Source organism: Pseudomonas sp. LFS074, from assembly GCF_047978165.1.
Taxonomy (GTDB): domain Bacteria; phylum Pseudomonadota; class Gammaproteobacteria; order Pseudomonadales; family Pseudomonadaceae; genus Aquipseudomonas; species Aquipseudomonas putida_P.
In genome coordinates this window covers 315,438-331,749 of sequence record NZ_JBFPFV010000001.1, presented here as the reverse complement: position 1 = coordinate 331,749, position 16,312 = coordinate 315,438, and the positions used below count along the sequence as shown (strand labels likewise).

Here is a 16,312-nt window from a genome sequence, read left to right as displayed (position 1 = left end):
GCCCTTGAGGGGGGATCAAACCATTAGCATTCGATAGCACTGACAGCCAGGCCACCGCGCGAGGTTTCTTTGTACTTGTCGTGCATGTCGGCCCCGGTATCGCGCATAGTGCGGATTACCTGGTCGAGAGAAATGAAGTGCTCACCGTCCCCGCGCAAGGCCATCTGCACCGCGTTGATGGCCTTTACCGCAGCAATCGCGTTGCGCTCGATGCACGGCACCTGCACCAGCCCACCGACCGGGTCGCAGGTCAGGCCGAGGTTGTGCTCCAGGGCAATTTCAGCAGCGTTTTCCACTTGTGGCGGGGTAGCCCCGAGCACTTCGGCAAGGCCCGCTGCAGCCATGGCACAGGCCGAGCCGACTTCACCCTGGCACCCCACTTCGGCACCGGAGATCGAAGCGTTCTTCTTGCACAAGATGCCCACCGCAGCAGCACCGAGGAAGAAGTCGACCACGCTCGACTCGTCCACTTCATCGCTAAAACGCATGTAGTAGTGCAATACCGCCGGAATGATCCCGGCCGCGCCATTGGTAGGCGCGGTGACCATGCGCCCGCCGGCGGCGTTTTCTTCGTTGACCGCCAGGGCGAACAAGTTGACCCACTCCATGGCGCTCATGGTCGAGCCGATCACGTTGGGCTTGCCGATTTCCTGCAGGCTGCGGTGCAGCTTGGCGGCGCGGCGGCGCACATTCAGCCCGCCAGGTAGCGTGCCTTCGTACTTGAGGCCGTTGTTGACGCATTCCTGCATGGCCTCCCAGAGCTTGTGCAGGCCTGCGCGAATCTCTTGCTCGCTGCGCCAGACCTTCTCGTTGGCCATCATCAATTGCGACACGCTGAGGTCGTTTTGCTTGCACAGGCGCAGCAGTTCAGCGGCGCTGTTGAAGTCGTACGGCAGCACGGTCTGGTCGGCATCCAGCACGCCGCTGGCGGCCTGGGCAGCATCGACCACGAAACCGCCGCCCACCGAGTAGTAGGTGTCGCGGTGCAGCTCACCCTGCTCGCCTTCGGCAATCAGAGTCATGGCATTGGGGTGGTATGGCAAGTTCTCGTCCAGCAGCAGCATGTCGCGGGCCCAGACGAATTCGATGGGTAGCCGGCCGTCCAGCTGCAGGGTGTCGGTTTCGCGCAGGTCGGCGATGCGCGGCACGATCTGGGTCGGGTCAATGGCGTCAGGCCATTCGCCCATCAGGCCCATGATGGTGGCGTTGTCGGTGCCGTGACCGATACCGGTGGCCGACAGCGAGCCGTAAAGACGCACCTCGATCCGTTTCACACGCTCCAGCTCGCCGCGTTCGCGCAGGCCCTGAACGAACAGGGCGCCAGCACGCATGGGGCCGACGGTGTGGGAGCTGGAGGGCCCGACACCGATCTTGAACAGGTCGAACACGCTGATGGCCATTGTCGAATCACCTCTTGCTGGGCTTGTCTCTGCGCGCCATGCGCAGGGCGGGGCAGCTGCTAGGCTGAAACAGCGGGCCGCCTTGAATGCCAGCATCATCGGGCTTTTACCGCCCCCCTCGCCGTCTGCAACCGACGTACTTTTGTCCAGCAGCGCCGCGCTGTTCGTTGCCTTCTCCACGCCGTTTTCCAGCGGCCTGGTGACGCAAAAATGCGGCCGAAGGGGTGGAAAAATCCATAAGCGACATCGCCCGTACTGGATACGACCCGTTCCGTACTGGATACGACCCTACCAGTAGGCGATTGCCCGGCGCTGGAGGATTATCGAAAGCGACTCGTAAAGCACGGCCACGCATCCTGCCCTCTGCAGGCCTGGTCGACCGGACCTTCAGAAAGCCCGGCGACCCACGCGAACCCGAAGACAAAATCACAGGAGTCCATCCATGAAAGGTTCACCCTCGCTGTTGCTGGTTGCGTTGCTGTCCACGCCATTGCTGGCCCAGGCCGCCGAACCCGAGCAGTGTCAGACGGTACGTTTCTCCGATGTCGGCTGGACCGACATCACAGTCACGACCGCGACCACCAGCGTTGTGCTCGAAGCCCTGGGTTACAAAACCCACACCACCATGATCTCGGTACCGGTGACCTACAAGTCGCTGGCCACCGGCAAGGACCTGGACGTGTTTCTCGGCAACTGGATGCCGACCATGGAAAACGACATCAAGCAGTACCGCGACGCCGGCACGGTGGAAACCGTGCGCGCCAACCTGGAAAACGCCAAGTACACCTTGGCCGTGCCCCAGGCGCTGTATGACAAGGGCCTGAAGGATTTCAGCGACATTCCCAAGTTCAAGAAAGAACTCGACAGCAAGATCTACGGCATCGAACCCGGCAACGATGGCAACCGCACCATCCAGAGCATGATCGACAAGAACGCCTTCGGCCTGAAGGACGCCGGTTTCAAGATCGTGCAATCGAGCGAGGCCGGCATGCTGTCGCAGGTCGACCGCGCGCAGAAGCGTGGCGAAGCGCTGGTGTTCCTGGGCTGGGAACCGCACCCGATGAACACCCGCTTCAAGATGCAGTACCTGACCGGCGGGGACGAATTCTTCGGCCCCGACTTCGGCAAGGCCACCGTGCTGACCAACACCCGCAAGGGCTACGCGCAGGAGTGCAGCAACGTTGGCCAGCTGTTGAAGAACCTGTCGTTCGAGCTCAAGGATGAAAGCACCATGATGGGCTATGTCCTGGACGACAAGATGAAACCCGAAGCCGCCGCCAAGAAATGGATCAAGGACAACCCAGGCAAGCTGGATGCCTGGCTGGCCGGCGTGACCACCGTGGATGGCAAACCTGGCCTGGAGGCGGCCAAGGCCAAGCTCACGCAATAACGAACCACGCAATAGCGCTACCTCGGGGCAGGACCGTGCCTGCCCCGGGTTGATTTCAATCTATGCAGGTGGAAGCTCGCTATCATGCTTATCGATCAGAAAATACCCCTGGGCCAGTACATCGCGTCGTTCGTCGAGTGGCTGACCCAGAACGGCGCGAATTACTTCGACGCCATCGCGCAAGGCCTGGAGTTCATGATCCATGGCGTCACCAGCGCCCTGACCTGGTTCAACCCGTTCGTTCTCATTGCCCTGTTCGCCGCCCTGGCGCACTTGATCCAGCGCAAATGGGCGCTGACCGTGTTCGTTGCCCTGTCGTTCCTGTTGATCCTCAACCTGGGCTACTGGCAGGAAACCATGGAAACCCTGGCCCAGGTCACCTTCGCCACGGTGGTGTGCGTGGTAATCGGCGTGCCGCTGGGCATCCTCGCCGCGCACAAACCGATGTTCTACACCGCCATGCGGCCGGTGCTCGACCTGATGCAAACGGTGCCCACCTTCGTCTACCTGATCCCAACCCTGACCCTGTTCGGCCTGGGCGTGGTGCCGGGGCTGATCTCCACCGTGGTATTCGCCATTGCCGCGCCTATTCGCCTGACTTACCTGGGCATCTGCGACGTGCCGCAAGAGCTGATGGACGCCGGCAAGGCCTTTGGCTGCTCGCGTCGCCAACTGCTTACCCGTATCGAACTGCCGCATGCGATGCCCAGCATCGCCGCCGGCGTCACCCAGTGCATCATGCTGTCGCTGTCGATGGTGGTGATTGCCGCCCTGGTCGGCGCTGACGGCCTGGGCAAACCTGTGGTCAACGCACTGAACACCGCCGATATCTCCCTGGGCTTCGAAGCGGGCCTGGCGATCGTGCTGCTGGCGATCATGCTCGACCGTATCTGCAAGCAACCGGAACTGCCGGTAAGGGGTGAGGCATGAGCATCATTCGTTTCGAAGACGTCGACGTCATTTTCTCCAACAAGCCACGCGAAGCGCTGTCGCTGCTGGACCAAGGCAAGACCCGCGAGCAGATCCTCAAGCAGACCGGCCTGGTGGTTGGCGTCGAGAAGGCCAACCTGGATATCAACAAGGGCGAGATCTGCGTGCTGATGGGCCTGTCCGGCTCGGGCAAGTCGAGCCTGCTGCGCTGCATCAACGGCCTCAACACCGTCAGCCGTGGCAAGCTGTTCGTCGAGCACGAAGGCAAGCACATCGACATTGCCCACTGCTCCCCGGCCGAGCTGAAGATGATGCGCACCAAGCGCATTGCCATGGTGTTCCAGAAGTTCGCCCTGATGCCCTGGCTGACGGTGCGCGAGAACATCAGCTTTGGTTTGGAAATGCAGGGCCGCCCGGAAAAGGAACGGCGCAAGCTGGTCGACGAGAAGCTTGAGCTGGTGGGCCTGACCCAATGGCGCAACAAGAAGCCGGACGAGCTGTCAGGCGGCATGCAGCAGCGCGTGGGCCTGGCCCGTGCACTGGCCATGGATGCCGACATCCTGTTGATGGACGAACCGTTCTCGGCCCTCGACCCGCTGATCCGCCAGGGCCTGCAGGACGAACTGCTGGGCCTGCAGGCCAAGCTGAGCAAGACCATCGTGTTCGTCAGCCATGACCTGGACGAGGCACTGAAGCTGGGTACCCGTATTGCGATCATGAAGGACGGGCGGATCATCCAGTACAGCAAGCCGGAAGAAATCGTGCTCAACCCGGCCGACGAATACGTGCGCACCTTCGTCGCCCACACCAACCCGCTGAACGTGCTGTGCGGCCGCAGCCTGATGCGCAGCCTGGACAACTGCAAGCGGGTCAATGGTTCGGTGTGCCTGGACCCCGGTATCGATTCGTGGCTGGACCTGGGCGAAGGCGGCGCGCTCAAGCGTGCTCGCCAGGGCCAGAACGGGCTGGACATGCAGAACTGGGCACCGGGGCAGGATGTGGAGCTGCTGGAGCGCAGACCGACCGTGGTGCACGCCGACATCGGCATGCGCGAGGCGCTGCAGATTCGTTATCAGACTGGCAACAAGCTGGTGCTGCAGGATAACGACAGGGTGGTGGGGATTCTTGGGGATACCGAGCTTTATCACGCGTTGCTCGGCAAGAATCACGGGTGATGCAATTGGGGCCGCGTTGCGGCCCATCGCGACACAAGGCCGCTCCTACAGAGATACGCATTACCCTGTAGGAGCGGCCTTGTGTCGCGATAGGAGGGCAAAGCCCTCCCAGCGATCTGTCAGCGAACGACGATCCCGCGCGAAGCCATGTAGGCCTTGGCTTCCGGTACCGTGTACTCGCCAAAGTGGAAGATACTGGCCGCCAGCACCGCGCTGGCATGCCCTTCCAGAATACCGTCAGCCAGGTGCTGCAGGTTGCCCACACCACCCGAGGCAATCACCGGAATACCCAGCGCATCACTGATGGCACGGGTAACGCCCAGGTCGAAGCCGTTCTTCATGCCGTCCTGGTCCATGCTGGTGAGCAGAATCTCGCCTGCACCCAGGCCTTCCATCTTCTTCGCCCACTCCACTGCATCCAGGCCAGTCGGCTTGCGCCCACCGTGGGTGAAAATCTCCCAGCGCGGCTTTTCACCCGGCCCGGACACTTTCTTGGCATCGATGGCGACAACGATGCACTGCGAACCGAAACGGTCCGCAGCCTCGCCCACGAACTCCGGGTTGAACACCGCAGCCGTGTTGATCGAAACCTTGTCGGCACCGGCGTTGAGCAGGTTACGGATGTCCTGCACGGTACGCACGCCACCGCCCACGGTCAGCGGGATGAACACCTGGCTGGCCATGCGCTCGACGGTATGCAGGGTAGTGTCGCGGCCATCGACGCTGGCGGTGATGTCGAGGAAAGTGATTTCGTCGGCACCCTGCTCGTTGTACCGACGGGCGATTTCCACCGGGTCGCCGGCATCACGGATGTTCTCGAACTTGACGCCCTTGACCACCCGGCCGTTGTCCACGTCCAGGCAAGGGATGATGCGCTTGGCCAGTGCCATGGTTCAGTCCTCAGCCTTGGTAGTTGTCGCAGAAGGCCTGGGCCTCGGCGACATCGAGCGTGCCTTCGTAGATGGCACGGCCTGTGATGGCGCCGACAATGCCTGGCGCCTTGGCGTCGAGCAGGGCCTTGATGTCGCCCAGGTTGTGAATGCCGCCAGACGCGATCACCGGAATGCGGGTGGCTTCGGCCAGCGCCTTGGTGAACGGCACGTTGCAGCCCTGCATCATGCCGTCCTTGGCGATGTCGGTGTAGACGATCGCCGAGACGCCATCGGCCTCGAAACGCTTGGCCAGGTCGATGACCTGCACCGAGCTGACTTCGGCCCAGCCGTCGGTGGCGACGAAGCCGTCCTTGGCATCCAGGCCAACGATGACCTTGCCTGGGAAGGCCTTGCACGCTTCGGCGACGAACTCGGGCTGCTTGACCGCTTTGGTGCCGATGATCACGTAGCTGACGCCAGCCTTGACGTAGTGCTCGATGGTTTCCAGCGAACGGATACCGCCGCCGATCTGGATCGGCAGAGTCGGGTAACGTTTGGCGATGGCGGTAACCACTTCACCGTTGACCGGTTGGCCTTCGAAAGCGCCGTTGAGGTCGACCAGGTGCAGGCGGCGGCAGCCACCCTCGACCCACTTGGCGGCCATGCTCACCGGGTCGTCGGAAAATACCGTGGAGTCTTCCATGCGGCCCTGGCGCAGGCGCACGCAGGCACCGTCCTTCAGATCGATAGCGGGGATAATCAGCATCTTGGGAACCTGTCTATTTGTTGGGTTTCAGGGCTTCTCGAGTGCCCACAGGTCGCTTTCGATGCTCTCGAACCGCTCCTTGAGGTGCAGCTGAACATCGGCAATCGCCCTGTTGTAGTAATGGGGTGCAATTTCCTTGGTGAACAGCTCGAGGACTTCGGCCACCTCGAACGACCCCAGCTGCAGCTCGAAGCGGTCTTCAAGGAAGCGCTTGAGCGTGTCGAGCGCATCGCGCTCCTGCTCGGGGGCCAGGGTCATGATCGGGGCCTTGGTCTTCGACCTGCTCATTACCAGCGCCCGTCCCAGGCGACGAAGTTCTGCAGCAACTGCAGGCCATGGGTATGGCTCTTCTCCGGGTGGAACTGCACGGCAAAGCGCGAGCCATCAGCCAGCGCGGCGGCGAAATCGACGCCATAGTGGCCGCGACCGACCACCTGGCCCGGCTTGCCGGCATTGATGTAGTAGCTGTGCACGAAGTAGAAACGTGCGCGGTCGGGGATGTCGTGCCACAGCGGGTGGTCGATGGTCTGGGCAACTTCGTTCCAGCCCATGTGCGGCACCTTCAGGTGCTCGCCGTCTTCTTGCAGGTCTTTGCCGAAGAAACGCACCTGGCCGGGAAACAGACCGATGCAATCGACACCGGTGTTTTCTTCGCTGTGTTCGAGCAGCGCCTGCATACCGACGCAGATACCGAGGAACGGGCGGTCCTGGCTGACTTCACGTACCAGGCTGTCGAAGCCCAGGCGGCGGATTTCGGCCATGCAGTCGCGAATCGCACCCACACCTGGGAACACCACGCGGTCGGCCTCGCGGATCACTGCGGCATCGCTGGTGACCAACACCTTACCGGCACCTACGTGCTCAAGCGCCTTGGCCACCGAGTGCAGGTTGCCCATGCCATAGTCGATTACGGCTACCGTCTGCATTTACAGGCACCCTTTGGTGGAAGGCATCTGCCCGGCCATGCGCTCGTCGAGGGTAATGGCCATGCGCAGAGCGCGGCCGAAAGCCTTGAACACGGTTTCGATCTGGTGGTGGGTGTTGTGGCCACGCAGGTTGTCGATGTGCAGGGTGACCAGGGCATGGTTGACGAAACCCTGGAAAAACTCCTGGAACAGGTCGACATCGAAGCCACCAACGCTGGCGCGGGTGTACGGCACGTGCATCTGCAGGCCTGGGCGGCCAGAAAAGTCGATGACCACGCGCGACAGCGCTTCGTCCAGCGGCACGTAGGCATGGCCGTAGCGGAAGATGCCTTTCTTGTCACCGATGGCCTGGGCGAATGCCATGCCCAGGGTAATGCCAACGTCTTCGACGGTATGGTGATCGTCGATATGCGTGTCACCCTTGCACTCGATATCCAGATCGATCAGCCCATGGCGGGCGATCTGGTCCAGCATGTGTTCAAGGAAAGGCACACCGATATCGAATCGGGCCTTGCCACTGCCATCGAGGTTGATCGAGCACTTGACCTGGGTTTCCAGGGTATTGCGCTCGACGGAAGCCTTACGTTCGACCATCACCAGCTCCGCAAAATCATTGGGCGAAAAGGGCTCCATTATAGGCCCAGAACGCGCCAGCTTGAAACGCGGATGACATATGGCAAAGCGAGGAATTACGCGGGCTAGATGCCGCTACAGGTCTATACAACCAGGTAATTGGGGCTGCCTTGCAACCCCAAAGGAGCGGCTCAGTGGAACAGCACAGCTGTCTTCTGCAAGGTTACCCACACCCCCCAGGCCAACGGCACGACCACCACAGCCCAGGCCAGCAGCACCAGTGGCAGGCTGCCCGGCGCCGCTTTCCACTCCAGCGAGCGTGCACTGTCGGCGCCCTTGTCATGGCTCAACGCCCGCTCGGCGGCCAGCTCTGCATCGCTCATGAAATGCTTGTCGGCCACCGGGCGTACCAGCATGTTGCAGATAAAGCCCAGCACCAGCAGGCCAGCGAGGATGTACAAGGTCATGTCGTAAGCCGCTGCCCGCTCCACACCCGCGGCCAACTGAGACTCACGCAGATAAGTGATCAACACCGGCCCCAGCACCCCCGCCGCCGCCCAGGCCGTCAGCAGACGACCATGAATGGCGCCGACCATCTGCGTACCGAACAGGTCAGCCAGGTACGCCGGCACGGTCGCGAAACCGCCACCATACATCGACAGGATGATGCAGAACGCGGCCACGAACAGCGCCACGTTACCCAGGTGCCCCATGTTCGGCACCAGGCTGTAAAGGCCAACGCCCAAGGCGAAGAAAGCGAAGTAGGTGTTCTTGCGGCCGATGTAGTCGGAGAACGACGCCCAGAAGAACCGCCCGCCAATGTTGAACAGGCTCAGCAAGCCGGTGAAACCGGCAGCGATCGCGGCAATCTGCGCCAGCTGGGCAGTGTTCAGCTGGCTGAAGGTCAGTTCGTTGCCCAGCAGCTTGCCGGCGAACACCTCCTGCAGCAGCGGCGAAGCCATGCCAAGAATGCCGATGCCTGCCGACACGTTCAGGCACAACACCAGCCAGATCAGCGCAAACTGAGGCGTCTTCCAGGCCACGCTGACGTGCACGTGACGGTCGGTGACCATGGCGTTGCCGGCCTTTTTCACCGGGGCCGTCCAGCCTTCAGGCTTCCAGCCGGTCGGCGGGACACGATATGCCAGAGCGCCGGCAGTCATGAACACGAAGTAGATCGCCGCCATGGCGACGAAGCTCTGCCACACGCCAACTTCATGCTCGTTGCCAAAATGCCCCATCAGCGCGGTGGCCAGCGGTGCACCCACCATGGCCCCGCCGCCAAAGCCCATGATCGCCATGCCGGTGGCCATGCCGCGCTTGTCCGGGAACCACTTGATCAGGGTCGACACTGGCGAGATATAGCCCAATCCCAGGCCGATACCGCCAATCACGCCGGAGCCCAGCCACATCAGCCATAGCTGGTGGGTTTTCACGCCGATTGCCGAAAGCAGCATGCCGCCACACCAGCACAGGGCCGAAACCAGGCCAGCCTTGCGCGGGCCGGCGTGCTCCAGCCAACCGCCCAGCACCGCCGCCGAGCAGCCGAGAAAGACGAAGAACAGGGTGTAGATCCAGCTCAGCATCGAGATCGGCCAGTCGCATTCGGCGCTGAACATCCGGGCCATGAAGCTCATGTCTGCGGCACAGGCAACGGGGGCGGTGATGCCGAGGGCTTGCGACAAAGGCAACCAGAACACCGAGAAGCCATAGGCCATGCCGATGCACAAGTGAATGGCCAGGGCGGCGGGTGGCACCAGCCAGCGGTTGAAGCCCGGGCGGGCGATGATGCGCTCCTTCGACAGGAAGCCTGGCGCACTGGCCGAGGAGCCCGTCGCGACGGTACTGGTCATGGATCTGATCCTTGTTATAGGGAGGGTGCTCGCAAAGCGGCGCAAGGTTAGCAGAGCCAAGTAGCGTGAAAGCAATCTGATATCGTGATTTATTGCTTGGCTGAAACGGTCCTCTTTCCTGTGCCAGCCTCTTCGCGGGTAAACCCGCGAAGAGGCCGGCACAGGCGAACATCTGCCCGCCGAAAGCCGTACCATCTGCTGAAAACGTAGGATATGCCCTGTATCTCTGGTCGAATACGCAGGGACAACCCTCGCGGCGTTATACTCTGCCGCCTGAATTTCACTAACGGACTACAAGGACTCGCCCATGAAAGCGTTCGGCAAAATCCTGGGACTGGGGCTTCTCGGGTTGCTGCTGATCATCGTGGCGCTGGGCTTCGCCCTGACCCACCTCTTTGATCCCAACGACTACAAAGACGAGATTCGCCAGCTGGCACGCGACAAGGCTCACGTGGAGCTGACCCTCAACGGCGATATCGGCTGGAGCCTGTTCCCATGGCTGGGCCTGGAGCTGCACGAAGCCAGCATCGCCACCTTGGCCAAACCCAAGGAACCGTTCGCCGACCTGCAGATGCTCGGCCTTTCGGTCCGTGTACTGCCATTGCTGCGCCGCGAAGTGCAAATGAGCGATGTACGCGTCGAAGGCCTGAACCTGACCCTGGCGCGTGACGAACAGGGCCATGGCAACTGGGAAGACATCGGCAAGCCGCTGCCTGCGCAAAACGGCACAACCGCCGGTGCACCCGCGCAGCCACCTGCCGAGCAGAAGCCCACGACCGCCGACAACAACGACCGCGCCGTCAAGCTGGACATCGACAGCCTGACCGTGAACAACGCCCGCGTGCAGTACACCGATGCCAAGACCGGCCAAAGCTATAGCGCCGAAAGCATCCAGCTGAGCACCGGCCCGGTCCATGAAGGCGCCAACATTCCGCTCAAGGCCAGCGCCTTCATCAGCGCCAGCCAACCGAGCATCAAGGCCCGCACCGAGCTGGCCGGCGAACTGCGCTTCGACCGCAAGCTCAAGCGCTACAACTTCGAAGACATGCGCCTGTCGGGCGAAACCTCGGGTGAACCCACTGGTGGCAAGACCGTGACCTTTGCCGCCCAAGGCCAACTGCTGGTAGACCTGGCTGCCAATGTGGCTTCGTGGAACGGCCTGAAAGTCTCCGCCAACCAGCTGCGCGCCCTCGGTGAGCTGAACCTGCGTGACCTGGACAAAGCACCCCAGCTGAGCGGCGGTCTGTCCATCGCCCAGTTCAACCTGCGCACCTTCCTCGACAGCATCGGCCGCCCACTGCCGGCCACCAACGACCCGGCCGCCTTCGCCAAGCTGGAGCTGGTGACTCGCCTGCAGGGCACGCCCAACAGCCTGGCCCTGGAAGACCTGGCGGTGAAGCTGGACGACAGCACCTTCAGCGGCCGCGTGGCCGTCGAAGACTTCGCCAAGCAGGCCCTGCGCCTGCAGCTCAAAGGCGACACCTTCAACGCCGACCGCTACCTGCCGGCCAAGAGCGAAGAAGCCAAGGGCGCCACCGCTGCGCGCCAGGCCGAGGTGAAGCAACAGGAAGCCAGCGCCGTGGCCGGTGCCGGCACCACGCCACTGCCCAATTCCCCAACTCAAGTGGCCTGGAGCGACGACAAACTGCTGCCGGTGGACCGCCTGCGCGCCCTCGACCTGCAGGCCGACCTGGCCTTCGGTTCGTTGACCCTGGACAAGCTGCCGATCGAAGACGCCCAGCTCAAGGCCATTGGCCAAGCTGGCCTGTTGACCCTGCAAACCCTGCGCGGCGAACTGTACAACGGCACCTTCGAAGCCAAGGGCACGGTCGACGTGCGCCCTGCCGTGCCACAACTGGGCGTGAACACCAACATCCAACGGGTGCCGGTGGAGCACTTCATCAAGACCGAAGGCAAGGAGCAGACGCCACCGGTCAAGGGCCTGCTGACCCTGACCAGTGATCTGACGGCCACCGGTAACAGCCAGAAGGCACTGGTCGACACCCTGAACGGCAGCGCAAACTTCACCATCAACGACGGTGTGCTGGTCAATGCCAACCTGGAACAGCAGCTGTGCCAGGCCATCGCCACCCTCAACCGCAAAACCCTGAGCGGCGAACCACGCGGCAAGGACACCCCGTTCCAGGAGCTGCGCGGCAGCCTCGTGGTACGCAATGGCGTCGCCAGCAACCCGGACCTCAAGGCCCGCATCCCAGGCCTGACCGTCAACGGCCATGGCGACCTCGACCTGCGCGTGCTGGGCATGGACTACAACGTGGGTGTGATCGTCGAAGGCGACCAGCGCGCCATGCCGGACCCTGCCTGCCAGGTCAACGAACGGTATGTTGGCGTTGAAGTGCCGCTGCGCTGCCGCGGCCCGCTGGAACTTGGCGCCAAGGCCTGCCGCCTGGACCAGAACGGCCTGGGCAAGGTGGCGGCCAAGCTGGCCGGCAACCGCCTGCAAGACAAGATCGACGAAAAGCTTGAAGAAAAACTTGGAGACAAAGTGAGCCCGGAAGTGAAAGACGCGCTCAAGGGGCTGTTCAAGCGATGAGCCCCGAGCAGTTCTCCAGCGCTGTGCTGGATTGGTATGACGAGCACGGCCGGCACGACCTGCCCTGGCAACAGGGCATCACCCCGTACCGGGTATGGGTGTCAGAAATCATGCTGCAGCAGACCCAGGTCAGCACCGTGCTCAACTACTTCGACCGCTTCATGCAGGCCCTGCCGACCGTGCAGGCCCTGGCCGAGGCGCCGGAGGACGAAGTGCTGCACCTGTGGACCGGGCTGGGCTACTACACCCGTGCCCGCAACCTGCAAAAGGCCGCGAAGATCGTCGTCGAACAACATGGCGGCGAATTCCCGCGCAGTGTCGAGCAGCTTACCGAGCTGCCCGGCATCGGCCGCTCCACGGCAGGTGCCATCGCCAGCATCAGCATGGGCATCCGCGCGCCGATCCTCGACGGCAACGTCAAGCGCGTGCTGGCCCGCTACAGCGCCCAGGCGGGCTACCCCGGCGAGCCCAAGGTGGCCAACCAGCTGTGGGCCACCGCCGAGCGCTTCACCCCACAATTGCGCGCCAACCACTACACCCAGGCGATGATGGACATGGGCGCCACGCTGTGCACGCGCAGCAAGCCCAGCTGCCTGATCTGCCCGCTGCAGCGCGGCTGCGAAGCGCACCTGCACGGTGAAGAAACCCGCTACCCCGAGCCCAAGCCGCGCAAAGCGCTGCCGCAACGGCGCACCCTGATGCCTCTGCTGACCAACCCCGAAGGCGCCATCCTGTTGTATCGCCGCCCCTCCAGCGGCCTGTGGGGTGGTTTGTGGAGCCTGCCGGAGCTGGATGACATTGCCCAACTCGAAGACCTGGCCTATCAGCACGGCCTACGCCTGGCTGGCAGCCACGCCATGGATGGCCTGACCCACACCTTCAGCCACTTCCAGCTGGCGATCGAGCCCTGGCTGGTGCGCGTCGACCCGGTCGGCGAGCACATGGCCGAGGCCGACTGGCTCTGGTATAACCTCGCCACCCCGCCGCGCCTGGGCCTTGCCGCCCCGGTAAAAAAGCTGCTTGAACGCGCGGCCGACGAACTGATTGCAGGAGACGCCCGATGACCCGCACCGTGATGTGCCGCAAGTACCAAGAAGAACTCCCAGGCCTGGAACGCCCGCCCTACCCAGGCGCCAAGGGCCAGGACATCTTCGAACACATCTCGCAGAAAGCCTGGGCTGACTGGCAGAAGCACCAGACCATGCTGATCAACGAAAAGCGCCTGAACATGATGAACGCCGAGGACCGCAAATTCCTCCAGGCCGAGATGGACAAGTTTTTCGCCGGCGAAGAATACGCCCAGGCCGAAGGCTACGTTCCACCGGCCGAATGACCCCAAAAATCGTAAGCGACGGAATTAATTTAAAATTTTTTCAAAAAGTCGTTGACGAGCGGTCCGGAAATCTATTTAATTCACCTCGTCGCCCAGATAGCTCAGTCGGTAGAGCAGAGGATTGAAAATCCTCGTGTCGGCGGTTCGACTCCGTCTCTGGGCACCACCTTCAAGCTTCTGGTGGTTGCAAAGTTACCCGAAGCGACAACAAGAAACCCGCCTAGTGCGGGTTTTTTGTTGCCTGTGATTTTTGCTGCAGGCTTGGCAGCCAACTGACTTAGCTACCAAATTCAATCCGGACGTTACCCTGCAGTGGGTGGTAGCACCTCGGCATGAAGCCTCACCCCAAGCGCCGCCATCACTTTCATGATGGTCGCCAAGCTGGGGTTACCTTCAGCAGACAGCGCCTTGTACAACCCCTCCCGCGTGAGCCCGGTATCGCGCGCCAGTTGAGCCATACCACGAGCACGAGCGATATCACCCAAGGCAGCAGCAAGCAGTGCAGGGTCGTTTTCCTCCAGACAGGCTTCGAGGTACAAGACCATGTCCTCCTCTGTCTTCAAATGGTCCACAGCATCCCATTTGGTCAATTTGATATTTTTCATGATGGCCTCCTAGAGGTCGCGAGCCAGCTTGAGAGCCGATTTGATATCCCTGGCCTGACTAGCCTTATCGCCACCCGCCAGGAGGATGATCACTTCATAACCTCGTCGAACGAAATACACCCGATAGCCCGGACCATAGTCGATCCGAAGCTCGGATACCCCTTCAGCAACCGGCCTACAGTCACCCATCACTCCAAGACCCACCCGTCGTAACCGGACAGTTATGCGTGCTTTCGCACGCGGGTCCCGCAAAGCAGCGAACCACGTTCGGTAGGTGTCGGTTTGAATTAATGTATGCATGGGAGGAATGTAAACCGTAGTTCACACTACAGCCAATTGGTAGCTGTTTCAAACTGTTTATAGGCACCCAGTTGACCAGCATCAAATGGCCATCACTCGCCACAATTTAAGGTGCTGGATGGACATCCGAATCGACTAGCAAGGACCCCATGAGCGAAGAATCCCCCCTACTGCTCCCCGCCCCCGGCGAACCTGCCGTCACCCCAGTCCGCACGCGCCGCCCACGCCAGCGCAAGCCGGAACCGACGATCACCCGCATCAGCCAGCAACCCGCAGCGCTGGAAGTGGCTACCGCCCCCAGGGGCAGCAATGAAGACAGCACCTCGGCGCGCCTGCCGGCCAGCTACCCCTACCGCACCCGGCTGCGCCGCCAGGACTACGAGAAGGCCAAGCACGCGCTACAGATAGAGCTGCTGAAGGTGCAGAGCTGGGTAAAGGACACCGGCCAACGTGTGGTGATTCTGTTCGAGGGGCGCGATGCCGCCGGCAAGGGCGGCACCATCAAGCGCTTCATGGAGCACCTCAACCCACGTGGCGCTCGAATCGTCGCGCTCGAAAAGCCTTCCGAGCAGGAACAGGGCCAGTGGTATTTCCAGCGCTATATCCAGCACCTGCCCACGGCGGGTGAAATGGTGTTCTTCGACCGCTCCTGGTACAACCGCGCCGGGGTAGAGAAGGTGATGGAGTTCTGCACGCCACTGCAGTACCTGGAATTCATGCGCCAGGCGCCGGACCTTGAGCGCATGCTGTGCAACAGCGGCATCCTGCTGTTCAAGTACTGGTTTTCGGTGAACCGCGAAGAGCAGCTGCGCCGCTTCATCTCGCGCCGCGACGACCCGCTCAAGCACTGGAAGCTGTCACCTATCGACATCAAGTCGCTGGACAAGTGGGAAGACTACACCGCCGCCAAGGAAGCGATGTTCTTCCATACCGACACTGCCGATGCACCGTGGACAGTGATCAAGTCCGATGACAAGAAGCGTGCGCGGCTCAACTGCATCCGCCACTTCCTGCACTCGCTGGACTACCCCGACAAGGACCATAGCGTGGCCCATGCGCCGGATGAACTGCTGGTCGGCAGGGCATCGCACGGGTTCGAAGAGGATGAGCCCGCCCCGCTGGCGAGTTGAAACGCCGAGGCAGCTGCGCTTCAATACGCGCAATTTCCGAACACCCCAAGGATTCACCCCATGGCCACCCCTACCAAGCAACAGAAACGCGCCAAACGCGCCGCCAGCAAGGCCAAGCAGAACCGCATGGTGCGCAGCGGCCAGGCGGTCAAGGCCAGTGCCGGCGACAGCGCCAGCGTCGAGCAGGTGTACAACAAGGCCATGGAGTCGGGCAGCTACGACGCGATGTTCAACAAGATGAAGGAAGCCCAGGAGGGCGGCCTGGTACCGATGATCTCGGTGTTCCTGGTGGACCCGCTGCTGGCCCTGGTACTCAAGGGGCACAAGGAAGAGCACGCCACCGACTACATCGTGCTGGTGTTCAACGCCTACCGCAAATGGCTGGACGGCGCTGACGAAGAGGCCACCATGGCCTGGCTGGAGAGCGATGAGTTCCAGGAGGCCTATATCGCCGCTTCCGAACTGATTGCCAAGCAGCAGCAACAGCAGAAGCAGTTCGGCTGAC

General features: G+C 62.1%; 17 protein-coding genes and 1 tRNA gene. 9 read left to right on the top strand and 9 right to left on the bottom strand.

The window, feature by feature from the left end:
• Positions 1 to 23: 23 nt before the first annotated feature.
• On the bottom strand, positions 24 to 1,400 hold the full coding sequence (locus tag ACNQP3_RS01490) for an L-serine ammonia-lyase (RefSeq protein ID WP_012270098.1): 1,377 nt from the start codon (positions 1,398 to 1,400) through the stop codon (positions 24 to 26).
• A 442-nt stretch (positions 1,401 to 1,842) separates the two neighbouring features.
• Here ACNQP3_RS01490 and ACNQP3_RS01485 point away from each other — a divergent pair, with 442 nt between their 5' ends.
• From ACNQP3_RS01485 to choV, 3 genes are all read left to right on the top strand, one after another.
• Positions 1,843 to 2,790 (top strand): choline ABC transporter substrate-binding protein, encoded by a 948-nt coding sequence (locus ACNQP3_RS01485; RefSeq protein ID WP_012270097.1) that lies wholly within the window; start codon positions 1,843 to 1,845, stop codon positions 2,788 to 2,790.
• A gap of 81 nt (positions 2,791 to 2,871) precedes the next feature.
• Positions 2,872 to 3,720 carry a choline ABC transporter permease subunit gene (gene choW, locus ACNQP3_RS01480; protein ID WP_174244689.1) on the top strand — a complete coding sequence of 283 codons (849 nt, stop codon included), beginning with the start codon at positions 2,872 to 2,874 and terminating at the stop codon, positions 3,718 to 3,720.
• Positions 3,717 to 4,895 carry a choline ABC transporter ATP-binding protein gene (gene choV / locus ACNQP3_RS01475; protein ID WP_012270095.1) on the top strand — a complete coding sequence of 393 codons (1,179 nt, stop codon included), beginning with the start codon at positions 3,717 to 3,719 and terminating at the stop codon, positions 4,893 to 4,895. Before choW ends, choV begins: the two co-directional genes overlap by 4 nt.
• 119 nt (positions 4,896 to 5,014) lie before the next feature.
• Here the strand turns inward: choV and hisF are convergent, their stop codons facing one another.
• The 6 genes from hisF to ACNQP3_RS01445 all read right to left on the bottom strand — a co-directional run bounded on the left by hisF (position 5,015) and on the right by ACNQP3_RS01445 (position 9,885).
• Positions 5,015 to 5,785 (bottom strand): imidazole glycerol phosphate synthase subunit HisF, encoded by a 771-nt coding sequence (gene hisF / locus ACNQP3_RS01470; protein WP_264316741.1) that lies wholly within the window; start codon positions 5,783 to 5,785, stop codon positions 5,015 to 5,017.
• Between the two features lie 10 nt (positions 5,786 to 5,795).
• Positions 5,796 to 6,533 carry a 1-(5-phosphoribosyl)-5-[(5-phosphoribosylamino)methylideneamino]imidazole-4-carboxamide isomerase gene (gene hisA / locus ACNQP3_RS01465; protein ID WP_060494680.1) on the bottom strand — a complete coding sequence of 246 codons (738 nt, stop codon included), beginning with the start codon at positions 6,531 to 6,533 and terminating at the stop codon, positions 5,796 to 5,798.
• A gap of 27 nt (positions 6,534 to 6,560) precedes the next feature.
• The gene (locus ACNQP3_RS01460; RefSeq protein ID WP_012270093.1) at positions 6,561 to 6,821 is read right to left on the bottom strand and encodes a DUF2164 domain-containing protein; all 261 of its coding nucleotides are present in this window, start codon (positions 6,819 to 6,821) and stop codon (positions 6,561 to 6,563) included.
• Entirely contained in the window at positions 6,821 to 7,459 is a 639-nt protein-coding gene (hisH, locus tag ACNQP3_RS01455; RefSeq protein ID WP_012270092.1) for an imidazole glycerol phosphate synthase subunit HisH, read from the bottom strand. Before hisH ends, ACNQP3_RS01460 begins: the two co-directional genes overlap by 1 nt.
• Positions 7,460 to 8,053 carry an imidazoleglycerol-phosphate dehydratase HisB gene (gene hisB / locus ACNQP3_RS01450; RefSeq protein WP_003255736.1) on the bottom strand — a complete coding sequence of 198 codons (594 nt, stop codon included), beginning with the start codon at positions 8,051 to 8,053 and terminating at the stop codon, positions 7,460 to 7,462.
• 170 nt (positions 8,054 to 8,223) lie between these two features.
• The gene (locus ACNQP3_RS01445) at positions 8,224 to 9,885 is read right to left on the bottom strand and encodes an OFA family MFS transporter (protein ID WP_012270090.1); all 1,662 of its coding nucleotides are present in this window, start codon (positions 9,883 to 9,885) and stop codon (positions 8,224 to 8,226) included.
• A gap of 307 nt (positions 9,886 to 10,192) precedes the next feature.
• On the opposite strand from ACNQP3_RS01445, the gene ACNQP3_RS01440 reads away from it, so the two are divergent.
• The 4 genes from ACNQP3_RS01440 (at position 10,193) to ACNQP3_RS01425 (ending at position 13,938) form a co-directional block, all read left to right on the top strand.
• The gene (locus ACNQP3_RS01440) at positions 10,193 to 12,439 is read left to right on the top strand and encodes an AsmA family protein (protein ID WP_264316740.1); all 2,247 of its coding nucleotides are present in this window, start codon (positions 10,193 to 10,195) and stop codon (positions 12,437 to 12,439) included.
• The gene (gene mutY, locus ACNQP3_RS01435) at positions 12,436 to 13,503 is read left to right on the top strand and encodes an A/G-specific adenine glycosylase (protein ID WP_060493522.1); all 1,068 of its coding nucleotides are present in this window, start codon (positions 12,436 to 12,438) and stop codon (positions 13,501 to 13,503) included. The genes ACNQP3_RS01440 and mutY overlap by 4 nt, the downstream gene beginning before the upstream one ends.
• Entirely contained in the window at positions 13,500 to 13,772 is a 273-nt protein-coding gene (locus tag ACNQP3_RS01430) for an oxidative damage protection protein (protein WP_003255742.1), read from the top strand. Before mutY ends, ACNQP3_RS01430 begins: the two co-directional genes overlap by 4 nt.
• Before the next feature lie 90 nt (positions 13,773 to 13,862).
• Positions 13,863 to 13,938: transfer RNA gene (locus ACNQP3_RS01425), tRNA-Phe, on the top strand.
• A 136-nt stretch (positions 13,939 to 14,074) separates the two neighbouring features.
• Here ACNQP3_RS01425 and ACNQP3_RS01420 read toward each other — a convergent pair.
• Both ACNQP3_RS01420 and ACNQP3_RS01415 read right to left on the bottom strand, forming a co-directional pair.
• Positions 14,075 to 14,377 carry an addiction module antidote protein gene (locus tag ACNQP3_RS01420; protein ID WP_060493523.1) on the bottom strand — a complete coding sequence of 101 codons (303 nt, stop codon included), beginning with the start codon at positions 14,375 to 14,377 and terminating at the stop codon, positions 14,075 to 14,077.
• Between the two features lie 9 nt (positions 14,378 to 14,386).
• Positions 14,387 to 14,677, bottom strand: coding sequence for a type II toxin-antitoxin system RelE/ParE family toxin (locus tag ACNQP3_RS01415; protein ID WP_179027120.1), 291 nt, complete (start codon positions 14,675 to 14,677; stop codon positions 14,387 to 14,389).
• A 149-nt stretch (positions 14,678 to 14,826) separates the two neighbouring features.
• Between ACNQP3_RS01415 and ppk2 the strand changes: the two genes are divergently transcribed.
• Complete coding sequence (gene ppk2, locus ACNQP3_RS01410; RefSeq protein ID WP_264316739.1) at positions 14,827 to 15,807, top strand: polyphosphate kinase 2; 981 nt, start codon at positions 14,827 to 14,829, stop codon at positions 15,805 to 15,807.
• 60 nt (positions 15,808 to 15,867) lie between these two features.
• Positions 15,868 to 16,311 carry a hypothetical protein gene (locus ACNQP3_RS01405; protein ID WP_264316738.1) on the top strand — a complete coding sequence of 148 codons (444 nt, stop codon included), beginning with the start codon at positions 15,868 to 15,870 and terminating at the stop codon, positions 16,309 to 16,311.
• Position 16,312 lies beyond the last annotated feature (1 nt).

Excerpts from the sequence above, each read along its gene's own strand:
- ACNQP3_RS01490 (WP_012270098.1), bottom strand. The coding sequence starts at position 1,400 with ATGGCCATCAGCGTGTTCGACCTGTTCAAGATCGGTGTCGGGCCCTCC.
- ACNQP3_RS01485 (WP_012270097.1), top strand. The coding sequence starts at position 1,843 with ATGAAAGGTTCACCCTCGCTGTTGCTGGTTGCGTTGCTGTCCACGCCA.
- choV (WP_012270095.1), top strand. The coding sequence starts at position 3,717 with ATGAGCATCATTCGTTTCGAAGACGTCGACGTCATTTTCTCCAACAAG.
- hisF (WP_264316741.1), bottom strand. The coding sequence starts at position 5,785 with ATGGCACTGGCCAAGCGCATCATCCCTTGCCTGGACGTGGACAACGGC.
- hisA (WP_060494680.1), bottom strand. The coding sequence starts at position 6,533 with ATGCTGATTATCCCCGCTATCGATCTGAAGGACGGTGCCTGCGTGCGC.
- ACNQP3_RS01460 (WP_012270093.1), bottom strand. The coding sequence starts at position 6,821 with ATGAGCAGGTCGAAGACCAAGGCCCCGATCATGACCCTGGCCCCCGAG.
- hisH (WP_012270092.1), bottom strand. The coding sequence starts at position 7,459 with ATGCAGACGGTAGCCGTAATCGACTATGGCATGGGCAACCTGCACTCG.
- hisB (WP_003255736.1), bottom strand. The coding sequence starts at position 8,053 with ATGGTCGAACGTAAGGCTTCCGTCGAGCGCAATACCCTGGAAACCCAG.
- ACNQP3_RS01445 (WP_012270090.1), bottom strand. The coding sequence starts at position 9,885 with ATGACCAGTACCGTCGCGACGGGCTCCTCGGCCAGTGCGCCAGGCTTC.
- ACNQP3_RS01440 (WP_264316740.1), top strand. The coding sequence starts at position 10,193 with ATGAAAGCGTTCGGCAAAATCCTGGGACTGGGGCTTCTCGGGTTGCTG.
- mutY (WP_060493522.1), top strand. The coding sequence starts at position 12,436 with ATGAGCCCCGAGCAGTTCTCCAGCGCTGTGCTGGATTGGTATGACGAG.
- ACNQP3_RS01430 (WP_003255742.1), top strand. The coding sequence starts at position 13,500 with ATGACCCGCACCGTGATGTGCCGCAAGTACCAAGAAGAACTCCCAGGC.
- ACNQP3_RS01420 (WP_060493523.1), bottom strand. The coding sequence starts at position 14,377 with ATGAAAAATATCAAATTGACCAAATGGGATGCTGTGGACCATTTGAAG.
- ACNQP3_RS01415 (WP_179027120.1), bottom strand. The coding sequence starts at position 14,677 with ATGCATACATTAATTCAAACCGACACCTACCGAACGTGGTTCGCTGCT.
- ppk2 (WP_264316739.1), top strand. The coding sequence starts at position 14,827 with ATGAGCGAAGAATCCCCCCTACTGCTCCCCGCCCCCGGCGAACCTGCC.
- ACNQP3_RS01405 (WP_264316738.1), top strand. The coding sequence starts at position 15,868 with ATGGCCACCCCTACCAAGCAACAGAAACGCGCCAAACGCGCCGCCAGC.